Annotated in this window: 20 protein-coding genes; 18 read left to right on the forward strand and 2 right to left on the reverse strand. The window is 64.9% G+C overall.

Features of this window, described 5'->3' with window-relative positions; translation table 11 throughout:
* From FFS27_RS04475 to FFS27_RS04510, 8 genes are all read left to right on the forward strand, one after another.
* The coding region (locus FFS27_RS04475; protein ID WP_171019182.1) for an aromatic amino acid lyase at positions 1-386 on the forward strand (386 nt) is incomplete at its 5' end.
* Positions 383-1,591 (forward strand): imidazolonepropionase, encoded by a 1,209-nt coding sequence (hutI, locus tag FFS27_RS04480; RefSeq protein WP_019726995.1) that lies wholly within the window; start codon positions 383-385, stop codon positions 1,589-1,591. The genes FFS27_RS04475 and hutI, both read left to right, overlap by 4 nt.
* Positions 1,584-2,384 (forward strand): N-formylglutamate deformylase, encoded by an 801-nt coding sequence (hutG, locus tag FFS27_RS04485; protein ID WP_003117997.1) that lies wholly within the window; start codon positions 1,584-1,586, stop codon positions 2,382-2,384. The genes hutI and hutG overlap by 8 nt, the downstream gene beginning before the upstream one ends.
* 270 nt (positions 2,385-2,654) lie before the next feature.
* Positions 2,655-5,027, forward strand: a complete 2,373-nt coding sequence (locus FFS27_RS04490; RefSeq protein WP_021263509.1) for a type VI secretion system Vgr family protein — start codon at positions 2,655-2,657, stop codon at positions 5,025-5,027.
* Entirely contained in the window at positions 5,024-7,261 is a 2,238-nt protein-coding gene (pldB, locus tag FFS27_RS04495) for a type VI secrection system-dependent phospholipase D effector PldB (protein ID WP_021263510.1), read from the forward strand. The genes FFS27_RS04490 and pldB overlap by 4 nt, the downstream gene beginning before the upstream one ends.
* A 3-nt stretch (positions 7,262-7,264) precedes the next feature.
* Entirely contained in the window at positions 7,265-8,140 is an 876-nt protein-coding gene (locus FFS27_RS04500) for a tetratricopeptide repeat protein (RefSeq protein WP_031635532.1), read from the forward strand.
* Positions 8,141-8,148: 8 nt separating this feature from the next.
* Positions 8,149-9,018: a tetratricopeptide repeat protein gene (locus FFS27_RS04505; protein ID WP_079279887.1), complete on the forward strand. Its 870-nt coding sequence runs from the start codon at positions 8,149-8,151 to the stop codon at positions 9,016-9,018.
* 8 nt (positions 9,019-9,026) lie between these two features.
* The gene (locus FFS27_RS04510) at positions 9,027-9,896 is read left to right on the forward strand and encodes a tetratricopeptide repeat protein (protein ID WP_073667693.1); all 870 of its coding nucleotides are present in this window, start codon (positions 9,027-9,029) and stop codon (positions 9,894-9,896) included.
* 62 nt (positions 9,897-9,958) lie between these two features.
* On the opposite strand, the gene FFS27_RS04515 is transcribed toward FFS27_RS04510, so the two are convergent.
* Positions 9,959-10,915 (reverse strand): LysR family transcriptional regulator, encoded by a 957-nt coding sequence (locus FFS27_RS04515; protein WP_019486263.1) that lies wholly within the window; start codon positions 10,913-10,915, stop codon positions 9,959-9,961.
* A 64-nt stretch (positions 10,916-10,979) separates the two neighbouring features.
* On the opposite strand from FFS27_RS04515, the gene FFS27_RS04520 reads away from it, so the two are divergent.
* From FFS27_RS04520 to FFS27_RS04530, 3 genes are read left to right on the forward strand one after another with little or no spacing between them, the layout of a single operon-like run.
* Complete coding sequence (locus FFS27_RS04520; RefSeq protein WP_019486262.1) at positions 10,980-12,230, forward strand: D-amino acid dehydrogenase; 1,251 nt, start codon at positions 10,980-10,982, stop codon at positions 12,228-12,230.
* A 24-nt stretch (positions 12,231-12,254) separates the two neighbouring features.
* Positions 12,255-12,605, forward strand: a complete 351-nt coding sequence (locus tag FFS27_RS04525; RefSeq protein WP_003095925.1) for a RidA family protein — start codon at positions 12,255-12,257, stop codon at positions 12,603-12,605.
* Positions 12,606-12,647: 42 nt separating this feature from the next.
* Positions 12,648-13,547, forward strand: a complete 900-nt coding sequence (locus FFS27_RS04530; RefSeq protein ID WP_003115039.1) for a transporter substrate-binding domain-containing protein — start codon at positions 12,648-12,650, stop codon at positions 13,545-13,547.
* A gap of 4 nt (positions 13,548-13,551) precedes the next feature.
* Here the strand turns inward: FFS27_RS04530 and FFS27_RS04535 are convergent, their stop codons facing one another.
* Positions 13,552-14,028: an NUDIX domain-containing protein gene (locus tag FFS27_RS04535; RefSeq protein WP_003095920.1), complete on the reverse strand. Its 477-nt coding sequence runs from the start codon at positions 14,026-14,028 to the stop codon at positions 13,552-13,554.
* A gap of 181 nt (positions 14,029-14,209) precedes the next feature.
* Here FFS27_RS04535 and pip point away from each other — a divergent pair, with 181 nt between their 5' ends.
* From pip to FFS27_RS04570, 7 genes are all read left to right on the forward strand, one after another.
* Positions 14,210-15,181 carry a prolyl aminopeptidase gene (pip, locus tag FFS27_RS04540; RefSeq protein ID WP_003095918.1) on the forward strand — a complete coding sequence of 324 codons (972 nt, stop codon included), beginning with the start codon at positions 14,210-14,212 and terminating at the stop codon, positions 15,179-15,181.
* Positions 15,178-15,615 (forward strand): D-aminoacyl-tRNA deacylase, encoded by a 438-nt coding sequence (gene dtd / locus FFS27_RS04545; protein ID WP_003095916.1) that lies wholly within the window; start codon positions 15,178-15,180, stop codon positions 15,613-15,615. Before pip ends, dtd begins: the two co-directional genes overlap by 4 nt.
* Before the next feature lie 456 nt (positions 15,616-16,071).
* Positions 16,072-17,649, forward strand: a complete 1,578-nt coding sequence (locus FFS27_RS04550) for a glucan biosynthesis protein G (protein ID WP_003095915.1) — start codon at positions 16,072-16,074, stop codon at positions 17,647-17,649.
* The gene (gene mdoH, locus FFS27_RS04555) at positions 17,642-20,227 is read left to right on the forward strand and encodes a glucans biosynthesis glucosyltransferase MdoH (protein WP_137951941.1); all 2,586 of its coding nucleotides are present in this window, start codon (positions 17,642-17,644) and stop codon (positions 20,225-20,227) included. The genes FFS27_RS04550 and mdoH overlap by 8 nt, the downstream gene beginning before the upstream one ends.
* A 236-nt stretch (positions 20,228-20,463) precedes the next feature.
* The gene (locus FFS27_RS04560; protein WP_003095910.1) at positions 20,464-21,264 is read left to right on the forward strand and encodes a transporter substrate-binding domain-containing protein; all 801 of its coding nucleotides are present in this window, start codon (positions 20,464-20,466) and stop codon (positions 21,262-21,264) included.
* Between the two features lie 65 nt (positions 21,265-21,329).
* Entirely contained in the window at positions 21,330-22,292 is a 963-nt protein-coding gene (locus tag FFS27_RS04565) for an amino acid ABC transporter permease (protein WP_003103450.1), read from the forward strand.
* The gene (locus FFS27_RS04570; protein WP_003095906.1) at positions 22,285-23,019 is read left to right on the forward strand and encodes an amino acid ABC transporter ATP-binding protein; all 735 of its coding nucleotides are present in this window, start codon (positions 22,285-22,287) and stop codon (positions 23,017-23,019) included. The genes FFS27_RS04565 and FFS27_RS04570 overlap by 8 nt, the downstream gene beginning before the upstream one ends.
* Positions 23,020-23,021: the final 2 nt, after the last annotated feature.

Below are 23,021 nucleotides of genomic sequence, written 5' to 3' on the forward strand. Positions count from 1 at the left end.
TGATCACCCAGTACGTCGCCGCCTCCCTGGCCGGCGAGAACCGCCAGCTGGCGCAGCCGGCGGTGGTCGACAACTTCGTCACCTCGGCGCTCCAGGAGGACCACCTGAGCCTCGGCACCAGTGCCGCGCTCAAGCTTGGCAGGGCCCTGGAGAACCTCCGGCGGATCCTCGCCATCGAGTACCTGCTGGCCGCCCAGGCCTTCGAATTCCTCGCCCCGCAACGCTTCGGCCAGGGCACCGCGGCGGCCTGGGGCATCCTGCGCGAGCGCGTGCCCGCGTACGACACCGACCGCTGGCTGGCTCCCGACATCGCCAGCGCGGCGGCCATCCTCGGCGAGCGGAAGAGTCTCGCCCGGCTGGCCGCGAGCATAGGAGACCTGCAATGAAACGACTCTGGCAGCATTGCCATGCCGCCACCCTCAAGGGCGGCAAGTACTCGATCGTCGAGGACGCCGCCCTGGTCACCGACGGTCCGCTGATCCACTGGATCGGCCCGCGCGCCGAACTGCCGCCCGGCGACTACGCCGAACGCATCGACCTCGATGGCGCCTGGCTGACCCCGGGGTTGATCGACTGCCACACCCACGCGGTGTTCGGCGGCAACCGCAGCGGCGAATTCGAGCAGCGCCTGGAGGGCGTCAGCTACGCCGAGATCGCCGCCGCCGGCGGCGGTATCGCCAGCACCGTACGCGCCACCCGCGAGGCCAGCGAGGAAGAATTGCTGGCCAGCGCGCGCAAGCGCCTGGAGCCCTTGCTGCGCGACGGCGTTACGGCGCTGGAGATCAAGTCCGGCTACGGCCTCGACCTGGCCAGCGAACGCAAGATGCTGCGGGTCATCCGCCGCCTCGGCGAACGCCTGCCGGCGACCGTGCGCAGCACCTGCCTGGCTGCCCATGCGCTACCGCCGGAATACGCCGGGCGCGCCGACGACTACATCGAGCATATCTGCTCGACGATGCTCCCCGCGCTGGCCGGGGAGGGACTGGTGGACGCGGTGGACGCCTTCTGCGAGCACCTGGCGTTTTCCCCGGCGCAGGTCGAGCGGGTATTCATCGCCGCCCGCGAGCTGGGCCTGCCGGTGAAGCTGCACGCCGAGCAGCTATCCTCGCTGCACGGCTCCAGCCTGGCGGCGCGCTACCGGGCTTTGTCGGCCGACCACCTGGAGTACATGACCGAGGACGACGCCCGCGCCATGGGCGAGGCGGGCACCGTCGCGGTGCTGCTGCCGGGCGCCTTCTACCTGCTGCGTGAGACCCAGCTGCCGCCGATCGATGCCCTGCGCCGGCACGGCGTGGCCATGGCCATTGCCAGCGATCTCAATCCCGGCACCTCGCCGGCGCTGTCGTTGCGCCTGATGCTGAACATGGCCTGTACCCTGTTCCGCCTGACCCCGGAGGAGGCGCTGGCCGGTGTCACCCTGCACGCCGCCCGGGCGCTGGGGCTGGAAGCCAGCCACGGCAGCCTGGAGGTTGGCAAGCTGGCCGACTTCGTCGCCTGGGACATCGAGCGTCCGGCGGAGCTGGCCTACTGGCTGGGCGGCGATCTGCCGAAACGCGTCATTCGCCACGCCGAGGAGGTATACCGTGGATGAAGTCCTGAGTTTCAAGCGCGGCCGCGTGCCGCTACTGATCAGCATGCCGCACCCCGGCACGCGCCTGACCCCGGCGGTGGACGCCGGCCTGGTGGAGGAGGCGCGGGCGCTGACCGATACCGACTGGCACATTCCCCGGCTCTACGATTTCGCCGAGGAACTGGGCGCCAGCACCCTGGCTGCCCACTATTCGCGCTATGTAGTCGATCTCAACCGCCCTTCCGACGACAAGCCGCTGTACAGCACCGCCACTACCGGCCTGTATCCGGACACCCTGTTCGACGGCCGGCCGCTCTACCGCGAAGGCATGGCGCCGTCCGCCGAGGAACGCATGCGCTACCTGGCCGAAGTGTGGACGCCTTACCACCGGACCATCGCCGAGGAACTGGCGCGGCTGAAGGCCGAGTTCGGCTACGCGCTGCTCTGGGACGCCCACTCGATCCGTTCCCACGTGCCGCACCTGTTCGACGGCCGACTGCCCGACTTCAATCTCGGCACCAACGCCGGCGCCAGTTGCGATCCAGCGCTGGCGGCCCGCCTGGAGGCGGTCTGCGCTGCCGCCGAAGGCTACAGCCATGTGCTCAACGGGCGCTTCAAGGGCGGCCACATCACCCGCCACTACGGCCAGCCGGAGCAGCACGTCCATGCCGTCCAGCTGGAGCTGGCGCAGTGCACCTACATGGACGAGCAGGCCCCGTTCGCTTACCGCGCGGACCTCGCCGAAGCGACCCGCGCGGTCATCCGCGAACTGCTGGAAAGCCTCCTCGCCTGGGGGCACGAGCGCTACGCCTGAGGTGCTCGGAGGCGGCGGACGCCTGGCCCGTCCTGGCGGACGTGAATGCCGCGGATGGGGTGGGGCGTCCGCGTCGGCATTCTGGAAATTTTCTGTTACAAGTTTATTGAGGTCAGCGTTGATGCGGCCGGGAGGCCGAGTGCGCAAAGAGTTGCACAACTGTTCTCCTCTATCCTCTTGGCCAGCATTTCCATCACGCGGGCGCAGGCGCGTCGCGCCCGGAACCGAATACGCCAGGAACGCACGGCTGCGTTTCCAAGAGGACAGTGAATGTTCGCCCCCGCCAACCAGACGCACTTCAGCCTTCGCATCGAAAACCTCCGGCACGACTTCCAGGTACTCGCCTTCCGCGGTCGCGAAGCCATCAGCCAGCCCTTTCGCTTCGACCTGGAGCTGGTCAGCGAGCGATCCGATCTGGACCTCGACGCGCTGCTGCACCAGCCGGCCTTCCTGATCCTCTCGCCGAGCGGGCAAGGGGTCCACGGACAGCTCACCAGCATCGCCCAGGGGGACTCCGGCAAGCGCCTGACCGGCTATCGCGCGACCCTGGAGCCGCGCCTGGCCTACCTGGGGCTGTGCAGCGACCAACGCATCTTCCAGCGCCTCAGCGTGCCGGAAATCATCGGCCGGGTGCTGGAGGGCCACGGCATTCTCGCCGACGCCTACCGCTTCCAGCTGGGCCCGACGCCGTACCCGGCCCGCGAATACTGCACGCAGTACGACGAAACCGACCTGGCGTTCCTCAGCAGGCTCTGCGAGGAGGAAGGCATCCATTACCACCATGAGTTTTCTGCCCAGGGCCATATGCTGGTCTTCGGCGACGACCAGACCTCCTTTCCGCGGCTGCAACGCCCCGTCGCCTACGTGCAGGACGCCGGGCTGGTCGCCGACCAGCCGGTGGTCAAGCGCTTCGGCGTGCGCTTCGACACCCGTGCCAGCCGGGTTACCCGGCGCGACTACGACTTCGAGCAACCCGCGTTGCAGATGCAGGCCGCCCATGGCCCGCAGCCCGGGGCGCAGCAACCGGACCTGGAGGACTACGACTATCCCGGCCGCTTCACCCACCGCGAGCGCGGCAAGCACCTGAGCCGGCGCGCGCTGGAACGGCATCGCGCCGACTACCTACAGGCCAGGGGCGAAAGCGACGAACCGGCGCTGCTCAGCGGACACTTCCTGACGCTGTCCGCGCATCCCCGCGGCGAATGGAACGATCTCTGGCTGCTTACCGAGGTTCTCCACGAAGGGCGGCAGCCGCAGGTACTGGAAGAGTCGATCGACAGCGACGTCGCGCAGGGCCGGGGCGATTTCCGCCAGGGCTATCGCAACCGTTTCGTCGCCACTCCCTGGAGCGCGCATTTCCGCCCCCCGCTGGAGCATCCCAGGCCACACGTGCTGGGCTGCCAGACAGCGGTCGTGACCGGCCCCGCCGGCGAGACCATCCACTGCGACCAATACGGCCGGGTCAAGGTGCAGTTCTTCTGGGATCGCCTCGGCCAGGCCGACGACAACACCAGTTGCTGGTTGCGCGTCGCCTCCAACTGGGCGGGCAAGCGCTATGGCGGCGTCGCCATCCCGCGGGTGGGCATGGAAGTCCTGGTGGGTTTCCTGGAGGGCGATCCGGATCAGCCGCTGGTCACCGGCTGCCTCTACCACAGCGAAAACCGGGTGCCCTACGAGCTGCCGCAGAACAAGACCCGCAGCGTTTTCAAGACCGACAGCTACCCCGGCGGCGGCGGTTTCAACGAACTGCGCATCGAGGACCGCAAGGGCCAGGAACAGATCTTCGTCCACGCCCAGCGCGACTGGGACGAGAACATCGAGCACGACCAGAAGATCCGCGTCGGCCACGAGCGCCACGACACGGTCGAGGGCGATAGCTACAGCGAGTTCAGGGCCGAGGAACAGCGCACGGTCCATGCCGACCGCAAGGTCGAACTGAAGGCGGCCGACCACCTCAGCGTCGCCGACGCGTTGCACCTGAGGATCGGCACCGGCCAGTTCGTCGAGGCGGGCGACGAGATCCATTTCAAGGCCGGCGACAAGGTAGTGATCGAGGCAGGCATGGAGCTGACCCTAAAGGGCGGTGGCAGCTTCGCCAGGCTCGACCCGGGCGGTGTCACCCTCGACGGCGCCCAGGTGATGATCAACAGCGGCGGCAGCCCCGGCATCGGTAGCGGCGTTCGCGCGCTGTCGCCGCTGCAACCGCTCGCGGCCGACGCCGCGGCGGCGGGAGGCGCCTTGTTGGGAGCCATCGCCCAGAAGGTCGGCGAAGCGCCGCAGAAACTCCTGCGTTTCGAACTCAGTCCGTTGCCCGGCGTGCCATCGGCGGCCAGGCAACCGTATCGGCTCTACGCCAACGGTGCCTTCAAGGAGGAGGGCATCGCCGACGAAGGCGGCGCAATCAGCTTCGAACCGCTGCCGGGCGAACGCACCTATCGCATCGAGACCGCCAATGGCCACGCCTACGAAGTGGAGATGGTCGACCAGCCGGACGCACTGCAGGTCGACGATCGGCTCGCCCAGCAGGGGTTCCGCGACTACCGGGCGGAAATGCCCCAGCACAAGCCGCGTTCCGCCCCGGACGCCTACCGGCGCGACGCCTCGCGGCCCGGCGCCGCCGACAAGGATGACCCCACGCCATGAGCGACCTGTACAAACCGCAGACCCTCAAACTGTACGCGCAACAGGCCGGCAGCGTCCGGCTGACCCTCGACTGGTTCGCCAACAAGGCTTTCTACCCGCCGCGCGCGGGTGTGCACATCAAGCCGCTGATCAATGGCCAGGCGGCCTTCGACGCGGTGCATGCGGCGATGGAAGCGGCCCGGCACAGCATCGACATCATCACCTGGGGCTTCGACCCGGCCATGCGCTTCAAACGCCCCGACGGACCGCGAATCGGCGAATTGCTGCAGACGAAGGGCCGCGAAGGAGTGCAGGCGCGAGTGCTGGTCTGGAGCAACCAACTCGCCAGGCTCAAGGAAAACACCATCCCCGGGGCCGGCGTCGGCGATTCCGGCGGCACCTGGGCGGGCTCGGGCGTCGCCAGCGGCAGCGCGGTGGACAACGAGGTGCTGCGACTGGAGCAGCGGCGCCAGCATAACCTCAACCTCATCGCGCGGCAGAAGGAAGCCCTGGAGCGCTCGGAACGGCTGCACCGCGAAGGCAGGCTGCCGAGCTTCGACCCGCGGGGCGCCGCCCACGCGCGGACGCGCATCGCCGAGCTGGAGGCGGAGAACGCCGAGATCCAGCGCACTCTCGACAGCAGCGAGGCCCAGGGCTACGGCGGCAAGCGCGGTTCCGGCGGCACCCGCCAGGATCCCTGGGGGCAGATATTCACCCGCGACTGGTTCAAGGCGGTACGCGGCGGTGGGTTGCAGAACGTCGAGTTCCGTACCCGCGACTTCGAGCAGACGGCCAGGCCGGTGATGAACGGCGAGCAGGTGCGCCTCGTCAATGGGCGACTGCAAAGCCTGATCCACCTGCTGCGCGCCGATGGCATCGACGACCTGGGCATCGGCCAGTTGCTGGTACTCACCCAGTTCGCCAGCCATCACCAGAAGATGGTCCTGGTCGACTATGGCAGCCCGCAGGCCATCGGCTTCGTCATGGGTCACAACATGCACCGCAACTACTGGGACACCAGCGCCCACCTGTTCGACGACCGCGCCGCCGGTCGCGATCCCGGGTTCGGGCCCTGGCAGGATATCTCCATGCAGGTCCAGGGACCGGTGCTGGCCGACCTCAGCCGCAACTTCAGCGAGGCCTGGGACCTCGAGACGCCGTGGTACAAGCGCTGGTTCTCGACGCCATCGCTGACCGCCGAGCGCGACGCCTTGCCGCTGCCGAAGATCGCCACGCCCGCCAGCAACAGCGTCGCGCAGATTTGCCGGACCCAGCCGCAGGACGACGAGCGCTCGATCCTGGAGCACTATCTCAAGGCCCTGGGCAATGCCACCGACTACGTCTACATGGAAAACCAGTACTTCCGTTATGCCGGCTTCGCCGAGCGCCTGCGGAAGACTGCGCAGGTGCGCAAGGCCCGGGGCGTGCCTGGCGACCTGTACCTGTTCGTCGTGACCAACACCCCCGACTCCAGCGACGCCTCGAAGACCACCTACGACATGATGAAAGGCCTGGGCCAGGAGCAACTGATGCCGCAGGTACAGCGCGACCTGGCGCATGACTTGCGGGAAAAGCGGGAGCAGTTGAAGCAGGTCAGGGAAAACCTACATCCCGATCCCTATGTCCGGCGCGGCCAGGAAAACAACATCGAACGGCTGGAGCGCAAGATCGAAGCGCTCGAACAGAAAGGCGTGACGCCGGAAGTCGAGCAACGCCTCGGCGGTCTTGGCGCGCAGGGGATTCCCGGACTGGCGAAGAACACCGGCGAGGACGACAAGCCCTATCAACTCGCCGAAGTACCCGGCCTCAAGGTGGTCGTCGCCACCCTGGCCACCAGCGACCCTGCCCCCGGCAGCCCGCCGCCAGGGCGCCTGTCCGCCGAAGCCGAGGCCGCCCTCGGGGCACCGCCGCTGAAGGCGCGCTACAAGCACATCTACGTGCACTCCAAGCTGCTGCTGGTGGACGACCTCTATACCCTGCTCAGCTCGGCCAATATCAATGTCCGCAGCATGCATAGCGACAGCGAGTTGGGGATTGCCCAGCCCAATCCGGATTTGGCGAGGGCGATGCGGGAGGAGTTGTGGGGACTACATGCGTATGAAGTGGCTGCAACAACCAAGGACAACTTTGAACTTTGGAATCAAACAATGGACAAGAACTGGAAACAGCAGCGAAACGATGAACCTCTCACTAGCCATCTATTACGGTTCTGGGATGTCATAACACCTTATAGCCCGAGCTTTACGGTGGATTAAGGGATGCGTTTTTTTTCTTGGCTGATTGTATTCCTGATGATCTTCGGAGCTCCCTCTATGGCTGAGACCAAGCCCTTTGTCTGTGTCAATGAAAAAGACCATCTTCCCCCGCTGGATCCGCAGGCTGACGCATGGTATAGCGAGGCGGTAAGCCTAGCCAAGCCTGACGCTCTGCGGCCGTGGGAGCGCATTGTCGATTTGTACAGCAAAGCAATGGAGCGTGGCCATTGGAAGGCGATGCATAACCTGGCAAATCTCTATCGAACGGGGTGGCCTGGTGGAGTAGAGAAGGATACACAGAAAGCTCTGGATATTTACCAGAAGATGATCGACCTAGGAGTACCCCAAGGTTTCTATGACATGGGGGCAATGATTGGTAATCGTGCCGGTGTTAAGAACCCTGCTACCGATGGTCTGACCTTCTTGGATAAAGCCGCTAGTTTGGGGAACCCGCCAGCACTGACCGAGTTGGGTAAACTCTATATTTATGTGGCCAAGGAAAAGGAATTGGGGCTGGCGTATACCAGTTGTGCTTCCAGTCAAGGTTATGCTCCGGCGAGCTATGAGCTTGGAAGCTACTATGAGTTGGTTGAGCATAATTATCCAAAGGCACTTAGCTACTATCAAGTCTCCGTCTCTCAAGGCGGCAGGAGTGCAGCCTTTTTTCTCTCGCGCGTCTTCGGAAAGAGGACGCCTCCTTCAAGTGCAATGTGGTATACGCCGGATGAAAAGCTTGAGAAATTCTACTACTCCCTCTATCTGCAAATTGATGCCGACCCCGATCTTCGTTTTCCCAATTTGGTAAAAGATAACCCCTTGCCACCCCACCCCGTCCAGGGCTACGACGCAGCTCGACCCGACTGGAAGCCGGGTCAGTGATTCGGCTAATGGCTATTGGAATATGGGCTGTACTTTGTCTCGCAGCAGTTCCCGCTATGGCTGACAGCAAGCCTTTTGTCTGCGTTAACGAAAAGGACCATCTACCCCCTCTGGACCCGCAGGCCGATGCTTGGTATCGCGAAGCGGCGACCCTGGCCAAGCCCGATACCTTGCGTCCGTGGCCTCGTATCGTCGATCTATACAGTAAGGCAGTTGAGCGTGGTCACTGGAAGGCTATGCATAACTTGGCGAGCCTCTATCGTACCGGTTGGCCAGGCGGTGTGGAGAAGGATACTCAGAAAGCTCTAGATCTCTACCAGAAGATGATCGATTTGAAGGTTCCTCAAGGTTTCTACGATATGGCGGCAATGATCGGAAATCGTGCTGGCGTCAAGAATCCTGCGACTGATGGACTTACTTTTCTCGATAAGGCTGCAAGCTTGGGTAATCCACCAGCATTAACTGAGTTAGGAAGGCTATATATATATTTTGCTGGTCAGGATGAGTTGGGGCTGAAATATACGAACTGTGCTGCAGGCCAGGGCTATGCTCCTGCCAATTACGAACTGGCGATGTACTATCGTTTGGTGGCACATAACTACCCAAAGGCGGCAGGCTATTACCTTCTTGCTGCAAGCCAAGGAAATAATGATGCTGCCTTCTTCATGTCCGGAGTTTTTGATAAGACTAGTCCCGATGTTGACAGAATGTGGTACGCCCCCGATGAGAGGCTGCACAAACTATATGATGGTATTTACGACCAACTTTCCGCTGATCCTGATTTGCGTTTTCCCAACTTGATAAAGGACCATCCTCTGCCTCCTCACCCGACCCAGGGCTACGACGCAGATCGGCCCGACTGGAAATCGGGGCAGTGATGCGGCTGATGGCTATTGGACTTTGGGTCGTGCTCTGTCTTGCAGGCGTCCCCGTGATGGCCAACAGCAAATCGTTTGTCTGCGTTAATGAAAAAGACCATCTGCCGCCGTTGGATTCGCAAGCCGATGCTTGGTACCGCGAAGCAGCCGCCTTGGCCAAGCCCGATACTCTGCGGCCCTGGGGCCGTATCGTCGAGCTTTACAGTAAGGCAGTGGAGCGCGGCCATTGGAAGGCCATGCATAATTTGGCGAATCTTTATCGTACAGGGTGGCCCGGAGGAGTAGAAAAAGATACGCAGAAGGCATTGGATCTCTATCAAAAGATGATAGATCTGGATGTGCCTCAGGGGTTCTATGATATGGGAGCAATGATTGGAAATCGCGCCGGGGTTAAAAACCCTGCAACTGACGGACTTACTTTTCTTGATAAGGCTGCTAGCCTAGGAAATCCGCCGGCACTAACTGAACTAGGTAAGCTTTATATATATGTGGCCAAAAAAAAGGATTTGGGGTTGGCGTATACTCACTGTGCTGCTAGTCAGGGTTATGCGCCGGCTAGTTATGAGTTGGGGGCGTATTACAAGATAGTAGAGCATAATTTTCCAAAAGCATTGGGTTATTATCAGGCGTCAGTCTCTCAGGGCGGAAAGAGTGCGGCTTTATTTATCTCCGGTGTTTTTGATAAAGCCAGTCCTGATGTCGATAGAATGTGGTACGCCCCCGATGAGAAGCTGCACAAACTATATGATGGTATTTACGATCAACTTGCCGCTGATCCTGATTTGCGTTTTCCCAATTTGATAAAGGACCATCCTCTGCCTCCTCACCCGACCCAAGGCTACGACGTGGACCACCCAGACTGGAAGCCGGAGCGGTAAGTACGCGAGGCGTGGGCCAGAACGACGTCCAAGGTTTCCAGCGGCAGGCCAGGCGGCAAATGCTACATCTGCACGGCCCGCAAACGCTCCTCGGCCTGGCGGGCGAGCATCCGCAGCAGCGGAGCGAGGGTGTGCGGCGGGGTTTCGTCGGCGCGGGTGATGGCGTAGAGGGTGACCGGGAAGGCCGGGCTCAATGGGCGGATCGCGGTGCTGTGCGGGTCGGCGCCGAGGGCGGTGAAGGGATCGACCAGCGCCAGGCCGGCCCCAGCCTCCACCAGGGCGCGGGCGAGGGCGTAGGTCTGCACGGCGATCTTCACCTGCGGCGGTGGCTCCACGGCGCTGAGGTAATCCTCCAGGCGGGCGAACAGCGGGTCGGCGGTGGACAGCCCGATCAGCGCTTCGCCGGCCAGCCCGGCCAGGCTCAGCGGCTGCCGGCGTTCCGCTTCGGGCCAGTGTTCGCGCGGCGCCAGGGCCACCAATACGCCGCTGGCGATGGTTTCGCCGCGCAGGCCGGGGTGTTCCGGCTGCTTCAGGCTCAGGGCCAGGTCCAGTTCGCGCATCAGCAGGCCCTGCACCAGCTCGCGCGAATGCAAGGTGGCCAGTTCGCAGCCGCTCTGCGGATAGCGCGCGCTCCATTCGCCGATCGCCCGCGGCAGCAGCGACAGCGCCAGGGCCGGGGTGGCGCCGATGCGCAGGCTGTGGCCCGGCTGGCGCCGCAGGTTCTGCGCCAGGCGCCGCACGGCCTGCAGGCTATCGCTGAGCTTGGCCACTTCGCGCTCCAGTTCCAGCGCTTCCGGAGTCGCCAGCAGCTTGCCGCGCACTCGCAAGAACAGCGGGAAGCCCAGTTGCTGCTCGGCGTGCTGCAGGACCTTGCTCACCGCCGGTTGGGACACGTGCAGCAACTGTGCGGCGCCGCTGACCGAGCCAGCCTGGCGGATCGCCTGGAACACTTCGATATGACGGAGCTTCATCGGCGCGAGCCCATAACCTGGATTTATACCCTGGCCATCTTTATTCATTGTCCTACCGCTGTCATCCGCGCCTATCGTCGAAGCCCTGGAAAACACCTGGATAACGATTGTCATGGCTCAGCGGGTTTGCATCATCGGCGCCGGCGTGGTCGGCCTGGCCACGGCCTACGCCCTGGTTCGCGAAGGATTCGACGTGACCCTGGTGGAAGCGCGCGAGCGGGGCGGGCTGGAAACCAGCTACGCCAATGGCGGGCAGTTGTCCTATCGCTACGTGGCGCCATTGGCCGACAGCGGCGTGCCGGCCCAGGCGCTCGGCTGGCTGCTGCGCAACGATGCGCCGTTGCGCCTGCGGCCGCGTCTTGATCCGGCGCAGTGGCGCTGGCTGCTGGGCTTCCTCGCGGCCTGCCGCGGCTCGCTGAACCGCCGCAATGCCGCGCACCTGCTGCGCCTGGCATTGCTCAGCCAGCGCACCCTGCAGGCCTGGCGCGAGGAGGATGGCCTCGATGGCTTCGACTGGCGGCGCAACGGCAAGCTGGTGGCGTTTCGCCAACCGGCCAGCTTTGCGCGGGCCCGCCAGGGCCTGGCCGATCCTTCGGCGCAATTCGTCCTGTCCGCCGCCGAGTGCCGCGAGTTGGAGCCGGCCCTGTCCGCCGCGCCCTTCGTCGGCGGCATCCACACGCCGGACGAGGAGGTCGCCGACTGCCATGCCTTCTGCGTGCAACTTGCCGAGCGCCTGCAGGCTTCCGGACATTGCCGGCAACTGCATGGCCGCAGGGTGACGAAGATCGTCGAGGGCGGCGCGGCGGTGCGTGGCGTCGAGGTCGGCGGCGATCTCATCGAGGCCGATCATGTGGTGCTGGCCGCCGGCTACCGCAGCGCCGAATTGATGCTGCCGGGCCTGCGCCTGCCGCTATACCCGCTCAAGGGCTATAGCCTGACCCTGCCGGTCGGCGCGCAGCACCGCGCGCCGGATACCAGCATCACCGATTACGACCGCAAGATCGTCTACGCGCGGATCGGCGAGCGGCTGCGGATCGCCGCGATGGTCGACATCGTCGGCTTCGACCCCGGCCTCGAGCCCGCGCGCCTGGCACTGCTGCGCCAGCAGGCGCGGGACACGTTCCCGCAGGGCGGCGATTTCGACGCTGCCGTCGAATGGGCCGGCATGCGCCCGGCCACGCCCACCGGGGTACCGCTGGTGGGCAACGGCGGCTACCGCAACCTCTGGCTCAACCTCGGCCACGGCGCGCTCGGCTTCACCCTGGCCTGCGGCAGCGGGCGCCTGCTGGCCGAGCAGATCGGCCGCCGCCCGCCGAGCATCGATACCACTGGCCTGCTGCCGCGCGGCGCGCTGGCTGGCTGATCCCCCCTCGACTGGAGCACTCCCATGGAACCGACCCGTATCGCCACCAACGACCGCCTGTCCGCCGCGGTCTGCTTCGACGCCCTGGTATTTCTTTCCGGCCAGGTGCCGGGCCAGGCCGAGGATATCCATGGCCAGACCCGCGAGGTGCTGGCGAAGATCGACGCGCTGCTGGCCGAGGCCGGGTCGCGCAAGGAGCGTATCCTCAGCGCGACCATCTACCTGAAGGACATCGCCCGCGATTTCGCCGCCCTGAACGAGGTCTGGACCCAGTGGTTGCCGACCGGCCAGGCGCCCAGCCGGACCACCGTCCAGGCGGAGCTGGCGCGTCCGTCGGTGCTGGTGGAGATCACCGTGGTGGCGGCCAGGGGCTGACTTACTTTCCATAGCCATAAGAAAAAAGAGGCAGAACCTCCGATGAAAACCCTTGTATCCAGCACTTTCGCACTCTCCCTGTCGCTCGCCATCGGCGCCGCGCAGGCCGAGGAACTCAGCGGCACCCTGAAGAAGGTTGCCGACAACGGCACGATAACCCTGGGTTATCGCGATGCCTCGGTGCCTTTCTCCTACCTTGGCGATAACAGCGGCCAGCCCATGGGCTATTCGGTGGAACTGGCCGGCAAGGTGGTGGAGCGGCTCAAAAGCACCCTCGGCAAGCCGGAACTCAAGGTGAAGTACAACCTGGTCACTTCGCAGACTCGCATCCCGCTGGTGCAGAACGGCACCGTCGACCTGGAGTGCGGCTCCACCGGGGTCACCGCCGAGCGGCAGAAACAGGTGGCGTTCTCCTACGGCTTCATCTACGTCAAGGGCCAGTTGCTGACCCGCAAGGACAGCGGCATCGCCCACTTCGACGACCTCAAGGGCAAGAACGTGGTGACCACCGCCGGCACCACCAACGAGCGCTACCTGAAGAACTACAACGCCGAACACAAGCTGGGGATGAACGTGGTCAGCGCCAAGGACCACGGCGAAGCCTTCCAGATGCTGCAATCGGGTCGCGCGGTGGCCTTCTACATGGACGATGCGCTGCTCTACGGCGAACGCGCCAAGGCGCGCCAGCCGCACGACTGGGTGGTGGTCGGCGAGCCGCAATCGCGGGAGATCTACAGCTGCATGGTGCGCAAGGACGACCCGCAGTTCCTTGCCCTGGTCAACGAGACCCTGGCCGGGCTGTATCGCTCGGGCGAGATACAGGGCATCTACCAGCGCTGGTTCCAGCAGCCGATCCCGCCCAAGGGGCTGAACCTGGAGTTCCCCATGACCGCGGAGCTGAAGGCGATCCTCGAGAACCCCACCAGCGATCCGGTGCAGTGAGCGTCTAGCGCTGCAGGCCAAGGTGGCGGATCGACGGCGTCGGCGCGTCCAGGCGCGACCAGACGTCGTCGGCCAGTTCGGCCGGATAGAAAGACGGCAGGCCAGGCAGTTCGTCGCGAGCGATCCAGCCGACCTCGCGGATATCGAACTCGTCGCCGCCCAGGCCCTTCAGGTTGGCCAGGGTCGGCTCGCCACGCCAGGCGTCGATGCGGTAGAACAGCTCCATGTGGAAGCGCCCGGCGGCGGGTTCGGCGAATTCGCGCACGTAGACCAGCGGGCCGACGTCCACCCGCAGGCCGGTCTCCTCGAAAAACTCGCGCCGGACGGTATCCTTTGTCGATTCGTCGCATTCCGACTCGAAGCCGCCGCCGGGCGGAATCCAGTAGATGTCGCCGCCGACCTCGTGGCGGACCAGCAGGATGCGTTGCTCCACCACCAGCAGGCCGGCGGCGCGGATACGGTGTCGCAAGGCCTCGGCCATGCTCGCTCTCCCGGCGCCAGGCGCCGTTGCTTGGATTGATGGTTTTCCGTCTACCGGGGCGGACATGAAAGCCGCTCGGTTTTTTTCCCGGCGCCGAAGTATCATGCGCGGCAGAGCAAAGGACGGGCCCCGCTGTCGACGTTTGCGCCGGGGGCCGAACACATCGCCTCGGGAGCGCATCATGCTAGTTCTGTATCCGGAAATTAAACCCTACGCTCGCCACGAGCTGGCCGTCGACGAACCGCATGTGCTGTATGCCGACGAAAGCGGTTCGCCGGACGGACTGCCGGTCGTCTTCGTCCACGGCGGCCCCGGCTCCGGTTGCGATGCCCTGTCGCGTCGCTTCTTCGATCCCAACCTCTACCGTATCGTCACCTTCGACCAGCGCGGTTGCGGCCGTTCCACGCCCCACGCCAGCCTGGAGAAGAACAGCACCTGGGAGCTGGTGGCGGACATGGAGCGCCTGCGCGAGCACCTGGGTATCGAGAAGTGGGTGCTGTTCGGCGGTTCCTGGGGCTCGACCCTGTCGCTGGCCTACGCGCAGACCCATCCCGAGCGGGTCCATGCGCTGATCCTGCGCGGCATCTTCCTCTGCCGTCCGCAGGACATCCACTGGTTCTACCAGGAAGGCGCCAGCCGCCTGTTCCCCGACTATTGGGAAGACTATGTCGCGCCGATCCCGCCGGAAGAGCGCGGCGACCTGCTGGCGGCCTTCCACAAGCGCCTGACCGGTAGCGACCAGATCGCCCAGATGCACGCCGCCAAGGCCTGGTCGACCTGGGAGGGCCGCACCGCCACGCTGCGCCCCAACCCCATGGTGGTGGACCGCTTCACCGAGCCGGGCAGGGCGCTGTCGATCTCGCGCATCGAGAACCACTTCTTCGTCAACCAGGGCTTCCTCAGGCCCAACCAGTTGCTCGAGGACATGCACCGCATCGCCCATCTGCCTGGCGTGATTGTGCATGGCCGCTACGACGCCATCTGTCCGCTGGACAATGCCTGGGCCCTGCACCAGGCCTGGCCGAACAGCGAACTGCAGATCATCCGCGACGCCGGGCACACCGCCAGCGAGCCGGGGATAGTCGATGCGCTGGTGCGCGCCACCAACGAGATCGGCCGGCGACTGCTCGACCTGCCGCCGGAGGCCGAATGAAGGCATTGCTGCAGCGCGTCGGCGCGGCGCGGGTGGAGGTTGGCGGCGAAATCGTCGGCTCCATCGATCGCGGCCTGCTGGTGCTGGTCGGGGTCGAGCCCGAGGATGGCGAGCGTTGCGCGGCGAAGATGCTGCACAAGCTGCTCAACTACAGGGTGTTCGGCGACGACGAGGGCAAGATGAACCGGTCCTTGCTGGACGTGCAGGGCGGCTTGCTGCTGGTCTCGCAATTCACCCTGGCGGCGAACACCCGCAGCGGACTGCGTCCGAGCTTCTCCAGCGCGGCGCCGCCGGCGCAAGGAGAGACGGTGTTCGAGCACCTGGTGAAACTGGCGCGGGAGGCCTATCCGCAGGTGGCGACCGGGCGTTTCGGCGCCGACATGCAGGTGCACCTGGTCAACGACGGGCCGGTGACCTTCCTGCTGGAGAGTTGATCGGCGTCGAGGGGATTGTCCCCAAGGTGCTTCAGGGAGGGATGGCGGGGCCGGAACGGTGAATTTTTGTGACAGATACATGGCCTTTTGTCACAACCTCGGTGCATCATCCGCACGCCGATTTCATGCTGTACAGGACAGGCCGGCCGGCATCCCGATGCCGGGCGGGGCGTCCTGCAACCCAATGGACGGGAATCATTCCGCCCGGGCAGGGTCGGAACCTCTGGGGTCGCTAGCCGACGAGCGGCATGCCCCCTGGTTTTCCAGGCCCGGTGCACGTAACGCGAATGACTGGAAACAGGCATTCTTTTTGTCAGATCGCGCCAAATCTGGCTATCTATCGGGTTTGGCAGCGAATGTGGCGAAACCATGTTCGACCGGCACTCCGGTGCCGTCGGAGACCCCTGAACGGTCAGGGCGTCTTCAGTAATTCATGTTCACGGACGAGGGGGCCTCGTGATTTTCCGTTCCGTTTCAAACACCGATTTCCGCGCCCGCGTGCGCACCCTGCTGCTTGCCGGCTCGACCGCGCTGGCATTCGTCGCCGCCCCGGTATGGGCGTTCAGCATCGACGACGTGGCGAGCAAGGCCAAGGACCTGGCCGGCGACAAGTATTCCGCGCCGACCAGCAACCTGCCATCGGAATTCAGCGAAATGAAATTCGCCGATTACCAGCAGATCCGTTTCATCAACGAGCGCGCCTACTGGGGCAAGCTGAAGACGCCGTTCAAGCTGAGCTTCTATCACCAGGGCATGCACTTCGACACGCCGGTGAAGATCAACGAGGTGACCGCTACCACGGTCAAGCCGATCAAGTACGATCGCACCAAATTCGATTTCGGATCCCTGAAGTTCGACGAGAATGCCACCAAGGATCTCGGCTATGCCGGTTTCCGCGTGCTCTATCCGATCAACAAGGCCGACAAGCAGGACGAGATCGCCACCTTCCTCGGCGCGAGCTACTTCCGCGTGGTCGGCAAGGGCCAGGTCTACGGTCTGTCGGCGCGCGGCCTGGCGATCGATACCGCGCTGCCTTCGGGCGAAGAGTTCCCGCGCTTCCGCGAATTCTGGATCGAGCGGCCGAAGGCGCAGGACAAGCAACTGGTGATCTACGCCCTGCTCGACTCGCCGCGGGCCACCGGCGCCTACCGCTTCGTGCTGCGTCCGGGCAAGGATGCGGTGATGGATGTCCAGGCCCGCGTGTTCCTCCGCGACAAGGTCAGCAAACTGGGCCTGGCGCCGCTGACCAGCATGTACCTGTTCGGCTCCAACCAGCCGTCCGAGCAGCACAACTTCCGGCCCGAGCTGCATGACTCCAGCGGTCTGCAGATCCATGCCGGCAACGGCGAGTGGCTGTGGCGTCCGCTGAACAATCCGAAGCACCTGTCGGTGAGCACCTTCAGCGTGGAGAACCCGAAAGGCTTCGGCCTGCTCCAGCGCGGCCGCGAGTTCTCCCGCTACGAAGACCTGGACGACCGCTACGACCTGCGTCCGAGCGCCTGGATCGAGCCGAAGGGCGACTGGGGCAAGGGCACCGTGGAACTGGTGGAAATCCCGACCCCGGACGAAACCAACGACAATATCGTCGCGTTCTGGAACCCCGAGACCCAGCCTGAGGTCGGAAAGCCGCTGGACTTCGCCTACCGCCTGCACTGGACCATGGATGAAGACGAACTGCACGACCCGAAATCCTCCTGGGTCAAGCAGACCATGCGCTCGGTCGGCGACGTGAAGCAGAAGAACCTGATCCGCCAGCAGGACGGCAGTACCGCCCTGGTCGTCGACTTCGAAGGGCCGGCCCTGAAGGACCTGGCGCCGGACGCGCCGGTGACCACCCAGGTCAGCACCGACAGCAACGCCGAGGTGGTGGAGAACAGCCTGCGTTACAACCCGGTCCTGAAAGGCTGGCGCCTGACGCTGCGGATCAAGGTCAAGGATCCGAAGAAGCCGGTGGAAATGCGCGCGGCGCTGGTCGACGAGGCGCAGAAGCCACTGAGCGAAACCTGGAGCTATCAGCTGCCTGCCGATGAATAACCCATCCACTATGAAAGCACCGCTGGCCGACTACCTCGCTCATCTTCCCCTGGCGGAAGAGGAGCGGGAGCGGCTTGGCGAGTCCGCTTCCTTCTCCGAGCTGCACGCTCGCCTGGCGGGAGCGGAAGGCGCCGCTGCCGATGCCGGGGGCGATCCCGCCCTGGCCTCGGTACGCGCCCGCCTGCAGCTGGGCACCCCTGAGCTGGACGACGCCGAGATGTTCGGCGTCGACGCCCAGGGTCGCACCTTCCTCAAGATTTCCCCGCCGATCCGCCGTACCAAGGTGATTCCCGAGCCCTGGCGCACCAACATCCTGGTGCGCGGCTGGCGTCGGCTGACCGGACGCAGCAACCCGCCCAAGCCCAAGCGTGCCCTGCCGCGGGCCCGCTGGCAGCGGGTCGGCTCGCTGCGCCGGTTCATCCTGCTGTTGTTGATGCTGGCGCAGACCTCGGTCGCCACCTACTACATGAAAGGCATCCTGCCCTACCAGGGCTGGGCCTTCGTCGACCTGGAGGAACTGGCCCAGCAGAGCCTGCTGGATACCGTCCAGCAGGTGCTGCCCTATGTCATCCAGTTCGGCATCCTGGCGCTCTTCGCGATCCTCTTCTGCTGGGTCTCGGCCGGCTTCTGGACCGCGCTGATGGGCTTCTGGGAGCTGCTCACCGGGCGCGACCGCTACCGGATCTCCGGCAGCAGCGCCGGCAGCGAGCCGATCGCCGCCGACGCCCGCACGGCGATCGTCATGCCGATCTGCAACGAAGACGTGCCGCGGGTATTCGCCGGCCTGCGGGCGACCGTCGAGTCGATGGCCGCCACCGGCGAGATGGAACGCTTCGACTTCTTCGTCCTCAGCGACACCAACGACCCGGATATCGCCGTCGCCGAGCAGCAGGCCTGGCTCGAGCTGTGCCGCGAGACCAAGGGCTTCGGCAAGATCTTCTACCGTCGCCGCCGGCGCCGGGTGAAGCGCAAGAGCGGCAACATCGACGACTTCTGCCGGCGCTGGGGCGGCGACTACCGCTACATGGTGGTGATGGACGCCGACAGCGTGATGAGCGGCGACTGCCTGGCCAAGCTGGTGCGCCTGATGGAGGCCAATCCTGAGGCGGGGATCATCCAGACCGCGCCGAAGGCGTCCGGCATGGACACCCTGTATGCGCGCATGCAGCAGTTCGCCACCCGCGTCTACGGCCCGCTGTTCACCGCCGGCCTGCACTTCTGGCAACTCGGCGAGTCGCACTACTGGGGCCACAACGCGATCATCCGCATGCAGCCCTTCATCGACCACTGCGCCCTGGCGCCGTTGCCGGGCAAGGGCTCGTTCGCCGGCGCGATCCTGTCCCACGACTTCGTCGAGGCTGCGCTGATGCGCCGTGCCGGCTGGGGCGTGTGGATCGCCTACGACCTCGACGGCAGCTACGAAGAACTGCCGCCGAACCTGCTCGACGAACTCAAGCGCGACCGCCGCTGGTGCCACGGCAACCTGATGAACTTCCGCCTGTTCCTGGTCAAGGGCATGCACCCGGTGCACCGCGCGGTGTTCCTCACCGGGGTCATGTCCTACCTGTCGGCGCCGTTGTGGTTCTTCTTCCTGGTGCTTTCCACCGCGCTGCTGGCGGTGCACCAACTGATGGAGCCGCAGTACTTCCTGGAACCGCGGCAGTTGTTCCCGATCTGGCCGCAGTGGCATCCGGAGAAGGCCATCGCGTTGTTCTCCACCACCCTGACCCTGTTGTTCCTGCCCAAGCTGCTCAGCGTAATGCTGATCTGGGCCAAGGGCGCCAAGGGTTTCGGCGGGGTGATCCGGGTGACCCTGAGCATGCTTCTGGAGATGTTCTTCTCGGTGCTGCTGGCGCCGGTGCGCATGCTCTTCCACACCCGCTTCGTGCTGGCCGCCTTCCTCGGCTGGTCGGTGCAGTGGAACTCGCCGCAGCGCGACGACGACGCCACGCCCTGGAGCGAGGCGATCCGCCGGCACGGCATGCAGACCCTGCTGGGTATCGCCTGGACCCTGCTGGTGGCCTGGCTCAACCCGCGCTTCCTGTGGTGGCTGTCGCCGATCGTCGGTTCGCTGATCCTGTCTATCCCGGTATCGGTGATCTCCAGCCGGGTGAAGCTGGGCCTGCGCGCCCGCGATGAAAAGCTGTTCCTGATCCCGGAGGAGTACGACACGCCGCGCGAGCTGCGCGCCACCGACGAGTACACCTACGAGAACCGCTGGCATGCGCTCAAGGATGGCTTCCTCAAGGCCGCCGTCGATCCGTTGCTCAACGCCCTGGCCTGCGCCATGGGCACGGCTCGCCACAACCGTGCGCAAGCCATCGAGACGGTGCGCGGCGAGCGTATCGGCAAGGCCATCGAGAAGGGCCCGGAACAGCTCGACGGCGCCACGCGCCTGGCCCTGTTGAGTGACCCGGTAGCACTTTCGCGCCTGCATACGCGGGTCTGGGAAGAGGACCGCGACGACTGGCTCGGCCGCTGGCGCAAGGCCGAGGCGGACGACCCCCACGCCGCCAGCGTACCGCTGGCCCAGGTAGTGCCCGGCGACGCCGGCCTGCTGCCCGCCGCCCAGTCCTGATCCCATGCCCCCGGCGGAACGCCGCCGGGGCATGGTCTGTTTCTTGCCTGTTTTCCCCGTGCGGCGCTGCTGTTACCCTGCGCCGGCAATCCAGAAAGTCTCGTATCGTTCGCCAGCTGAGGTACTATCGGCCGCCTTTTGCGCAGCCGGTCATGGCCTGCTGCCCGCCCGGGACGGCGACACGACGAGAGCATCCGTTCGACGACTGTGTTTCTAAGACTGCTGGGGATTGGGGAATGAAAAAGTATCTTGCTTCATTGGTTCTGGGCGTCTGCGCCCTGGTGGGCGTGGCTTCGGTCCAGGCGGCCGGCGCGGTGGAGGACGCGGTCAAGCGCGGCACCCTGCGGGTCGGCATGGACCCGACCTACATGCCGTTCGAGATGACCAACAAGCGCGGCCAGATCATCGGCTTCGAAGTCGACCTGCTCAAGGCCATGGCCAAGTCCATGGGCGTCAAGCTGGAGCTGGTCTCCACCAGCTACGACGGCATCATCCCGGCGCTGCTGACCGACAAGTTCGACATGATCGGCTCGGGCATGACCCTGACCCAGGAGCGCAACCTGCGCCTGAACTTCTCCGAGCCCTTCATCGTGGTCGGCCAGACCCTGCTGGTGCGCAAGGAACTGGAAGGCAAGATCAAGTCCTACAAGGACCTGAACGATCCGCAGTACAGCATCACCTCGAAGATCGGCACCACCGGTGAGATCGTTGCCCGCAAGCTGATCAGCAAGGCCAAGTACCACGGCTTCGACAACGAGCCGGAAGCGGTGATGGACGTGGTCAACGGCAAGGCTGACGCCTTCATCTACGACTCGCCCTACAACGTGGTGGCGGTGAGCAAGTTCGGCGCCGGCAAGCTGGTCTACCTCGACCAGCCGTTCACCTACGAGCCGCTGGCGTTCGGCCTGAAGAAAGGCGACTACGACAGCATCAACTTCATCAACAACTTCCTCCATCAGATCCGCGAAGACGGCACCTATCAGCGCATCCACGACAAGTGGTTCAAGAACACCGAGTGGCTGAAGGAAATGGAATGAACCGCTGACGGCCCCCGCGAAGGGGGCCGTCGTACCTGCGCATTCCATCGTTCGAGAGAGTTTCCGTGACCAAGAAGAAACGTTCCGTCTGGCCCTGGCACCTGCTGACCGGGCTGATCCTGCTGGTCCTGGCCTGGGCGCTGTGGTTCTCCACCTCGCTGATTTCCTATGAATGGCGCTGGAACCGCGTTCCGCAGTACTTCGCCTACCAGGCCGAGGAGCCGTTGCGGGCCAACGAGATCGGCCGGGTCGAGGCTATCGAGGAACAGGGCAGGGACGCGCGCGTCACGCTGCTTGGCGAGAGCGGCGAGAAGCAGGTCGTGACCGTCGCCCAGGACAGCCTGCAATTCTCCGAAGGCGACGACGTGGCCGAGGGCGACGCGGTCGGGGTGACCCGCCACTGGGCCGCCGGCCCACTGCTCTGGGGCCTGTGGACCACCCTCTGGCTATCGCTGGTGTCCGGTGCCATCGGCTTGGCGATCGGCCTGGTTGCCGGCCTCTGCCGGCTGTCGAAGAACCCGACCCTGCACGACCTGTCGACGATCTACGTCGAGCTGGTGCGCGGCACGCCGTTGCTGGTGCAGATCTTCATCTTCTACTTCTTCATCGGCACCGTGCTCAACCTGTCCCGCGAGTTCGCCGGGGTCGCGGCGCTGGCGCTGTTCACCGGCGCCTACGTGGCCGAGATCATCCGGGCCGGCGTGCAGTCCATCGCCCGCGGACAGAACGAGGCCGCCCGCTCCCTGGGCCTGAACGCCGGCCAGTCGATGCGCTACGTGATCCTGCCGCAGGCCTTCAAGCGCGTGCTGCCGCCGCTGGCCGGGCAGTTCATCAGCCTGGTCAAGGACACCTCGCTGGTCTCGGTGATCGCCATCACCGAACTGACCAAGAGCGGCCGCGAGGCGATCACCACCTCGTTCTCCACCTTCGAGATCTGGTTCTGCGTCGCCGCGCTGTACCTGCTGTTGAACCTGCCCCTTTCGCACATGGCATCCCGACTGGAGCGGAGGCTCGGACAAAGTGATTGAAGTACGCAACCTGCTGAAGGTCTTCGATACCCGCGGCCAGGTAGTGCGCGCGGTGGACGACGTGAGTACCCGCGTGGCCAGGGGCGAGGTGCTGGTGGTGATCGGTCCGTCCGGTTCCGGCAAGTCGACCTTCCTGCGCTGCCTGAACGGCCTGGAGGAGTTCGACGAAGGCTCGGTGAGCATCGACGGCGTCGACCTGGCCGACCCGAGGACCGACATCAATGCCTACCGCCGCGAAGTCGGCATGGTGTTCCAGCATTTCAACCTGTTCCCGCACATGACCGTGCTCGAGAACCTCTGCCTGGCCCAGCGCGTGGTGCGCAAACGCGGCAAGGCCGAGCGCGAGGCCAAGGCGCGGGCGCTGCTGGCCAAGGTCGGTATCGGGCAGAAGGCCGACGAATATCCCTCGCGCCTGTCCGGCGGCCAGCAGCAGCGCGTGGCGATCGCTCGCGCGTTGTGCATGGACCCCAAGGTGATGCTGTTCGACGAACCGACCTCGGCGCTCGATCCGGAGATGGTCGGCGAAGTCCTCGACGTCATGAAGACCCTGGCCGTGGAAGGCATGACCATGGTCTGCGTGACCCACGAGATGGGCTTTGCCCGCGAAGTGGCCGACCGCGTGCTGTTCTTCGACCACGGCAAGCTGCTGGAGGACGCGCCGCCGGCGCAGTTCTTCGACAATCCGCAGGACCCGCGGGCCCAGGCCTTCCTCCGTCAGGTCCTCTAGTA

The sequence above is a fragment of the Pseudomonas sp. 2VD genome (assembly GCF_005503585.1).
Lineage (GTDB): Bacteria > Pseudomonadota > Gammaproteobacteria > Pseudomonadales > Pseudomonadaceae > Pseudomonas > Pseudomonas aeruginosa.

Bases quoted from the DNA above. Each gene is read 5' to 3' on its own strand.
- FFS27_RS04520 (WP_019486262.1), top strand. From the start codon at position 10,980: ATGGCTCAGCGGGTTTGCATCATCGGCGCCGGCGTGGTCGGCCTGGCC.
- FFS27_RS04535 (WP_003095920.1), bottom strand. From the start codon at position 14,028: ATGGCCGAGGCCTTGCGACACCGTATCCGCGCCGCCGGCCTGCTGGTG.
- mdoH (WP_137951941.1), top strand. From the start codon at position 17,642: ATGAATAACCCATCCACTATGAAAGCACCGCTGGCCGACTACCTCGCT.
- FFS27_RS04510 (WP_073667693.1), top strand. From the start codon at position 9,027: ATGGCTATTGGACTTTGGGTCGTGCTCTGTCTTGCAGGCGTCCCCGTG.
- FFS27_RS04500 (WP_031635532.1), top strand. From the start codon at position 7,265: ATGCGTTTTTTTTCTTGGCTGATTGTATTCCTGATGATCTTCGGAGCT.
- FFS27_RS04515 (WP_019486263.1), bottom strand. From the start codon at position 10,915: ATGAATAAAGATGGCCAGGGTATAAATCCAGGTTATGGGCTCGCGCCG.
- FFS27_RS04525 (WP_003095925.1), top strand. From the start codon at position 12,255: ATGGAACCGACCCGTATCGCCACCAACGACCGCCTGTCCGCCGCGGTC.
- FFS27_RS04490 (WP_021263509.1), top strand. From the start codon at position 2,655: ATGTTCGCCCCCGCCAACCAGACGCACTTCAGCCTTCGCATCGAAAAC.
- dtd (WP_003095916.1), top strand. From the start codon at position 15,178: ATGAAGGCATTGCTGCAGCGCGTCGGCGCGGCGCGGGTGGAGGTTGGC.
- pip (WP_003095918.1), top strand. From the start codon at position 14,210: ATGCTAGTTCTGTATCCGGAAATTAAACCCTACGCTCGCCACGAGCTG.
- pldB (WP_021263510.1), top strand. From the start codon at position 5,024: ATGAGCGACCTGTACAAACCGCAGACCCTCAAACTGTACGCGCAACAG.
- FFS27_RS04560 (WP_003095910.1), top strand. From the start codon at position 20,464: ATGAAAAAGTATCTTGCTTCATTGGTTCTGGGCGTCTGCGCCCTGGTG.
- hutI (WP_019726995.1), top strand. From the start codon at position 383: ATGAAACGACTCTGGCAGCATTGCCATGCCGCCACCCTCAAGGGCGGC.
- FFS27_RS04505 (WP_079279887.1), top strand. From the start codon at position 8,149: ATGGCTATTGGAATATGGGCTGTACTTTGTCTCGCAGCAGTTCCCGCT.
- FFS27_RS04530 (WP_003115039.1), top strand. From the start codon at position 12,648: ATGAAAACCCTTGTATCCAGCACTTTCGCACTCTCCCTGTCGCTCGCC.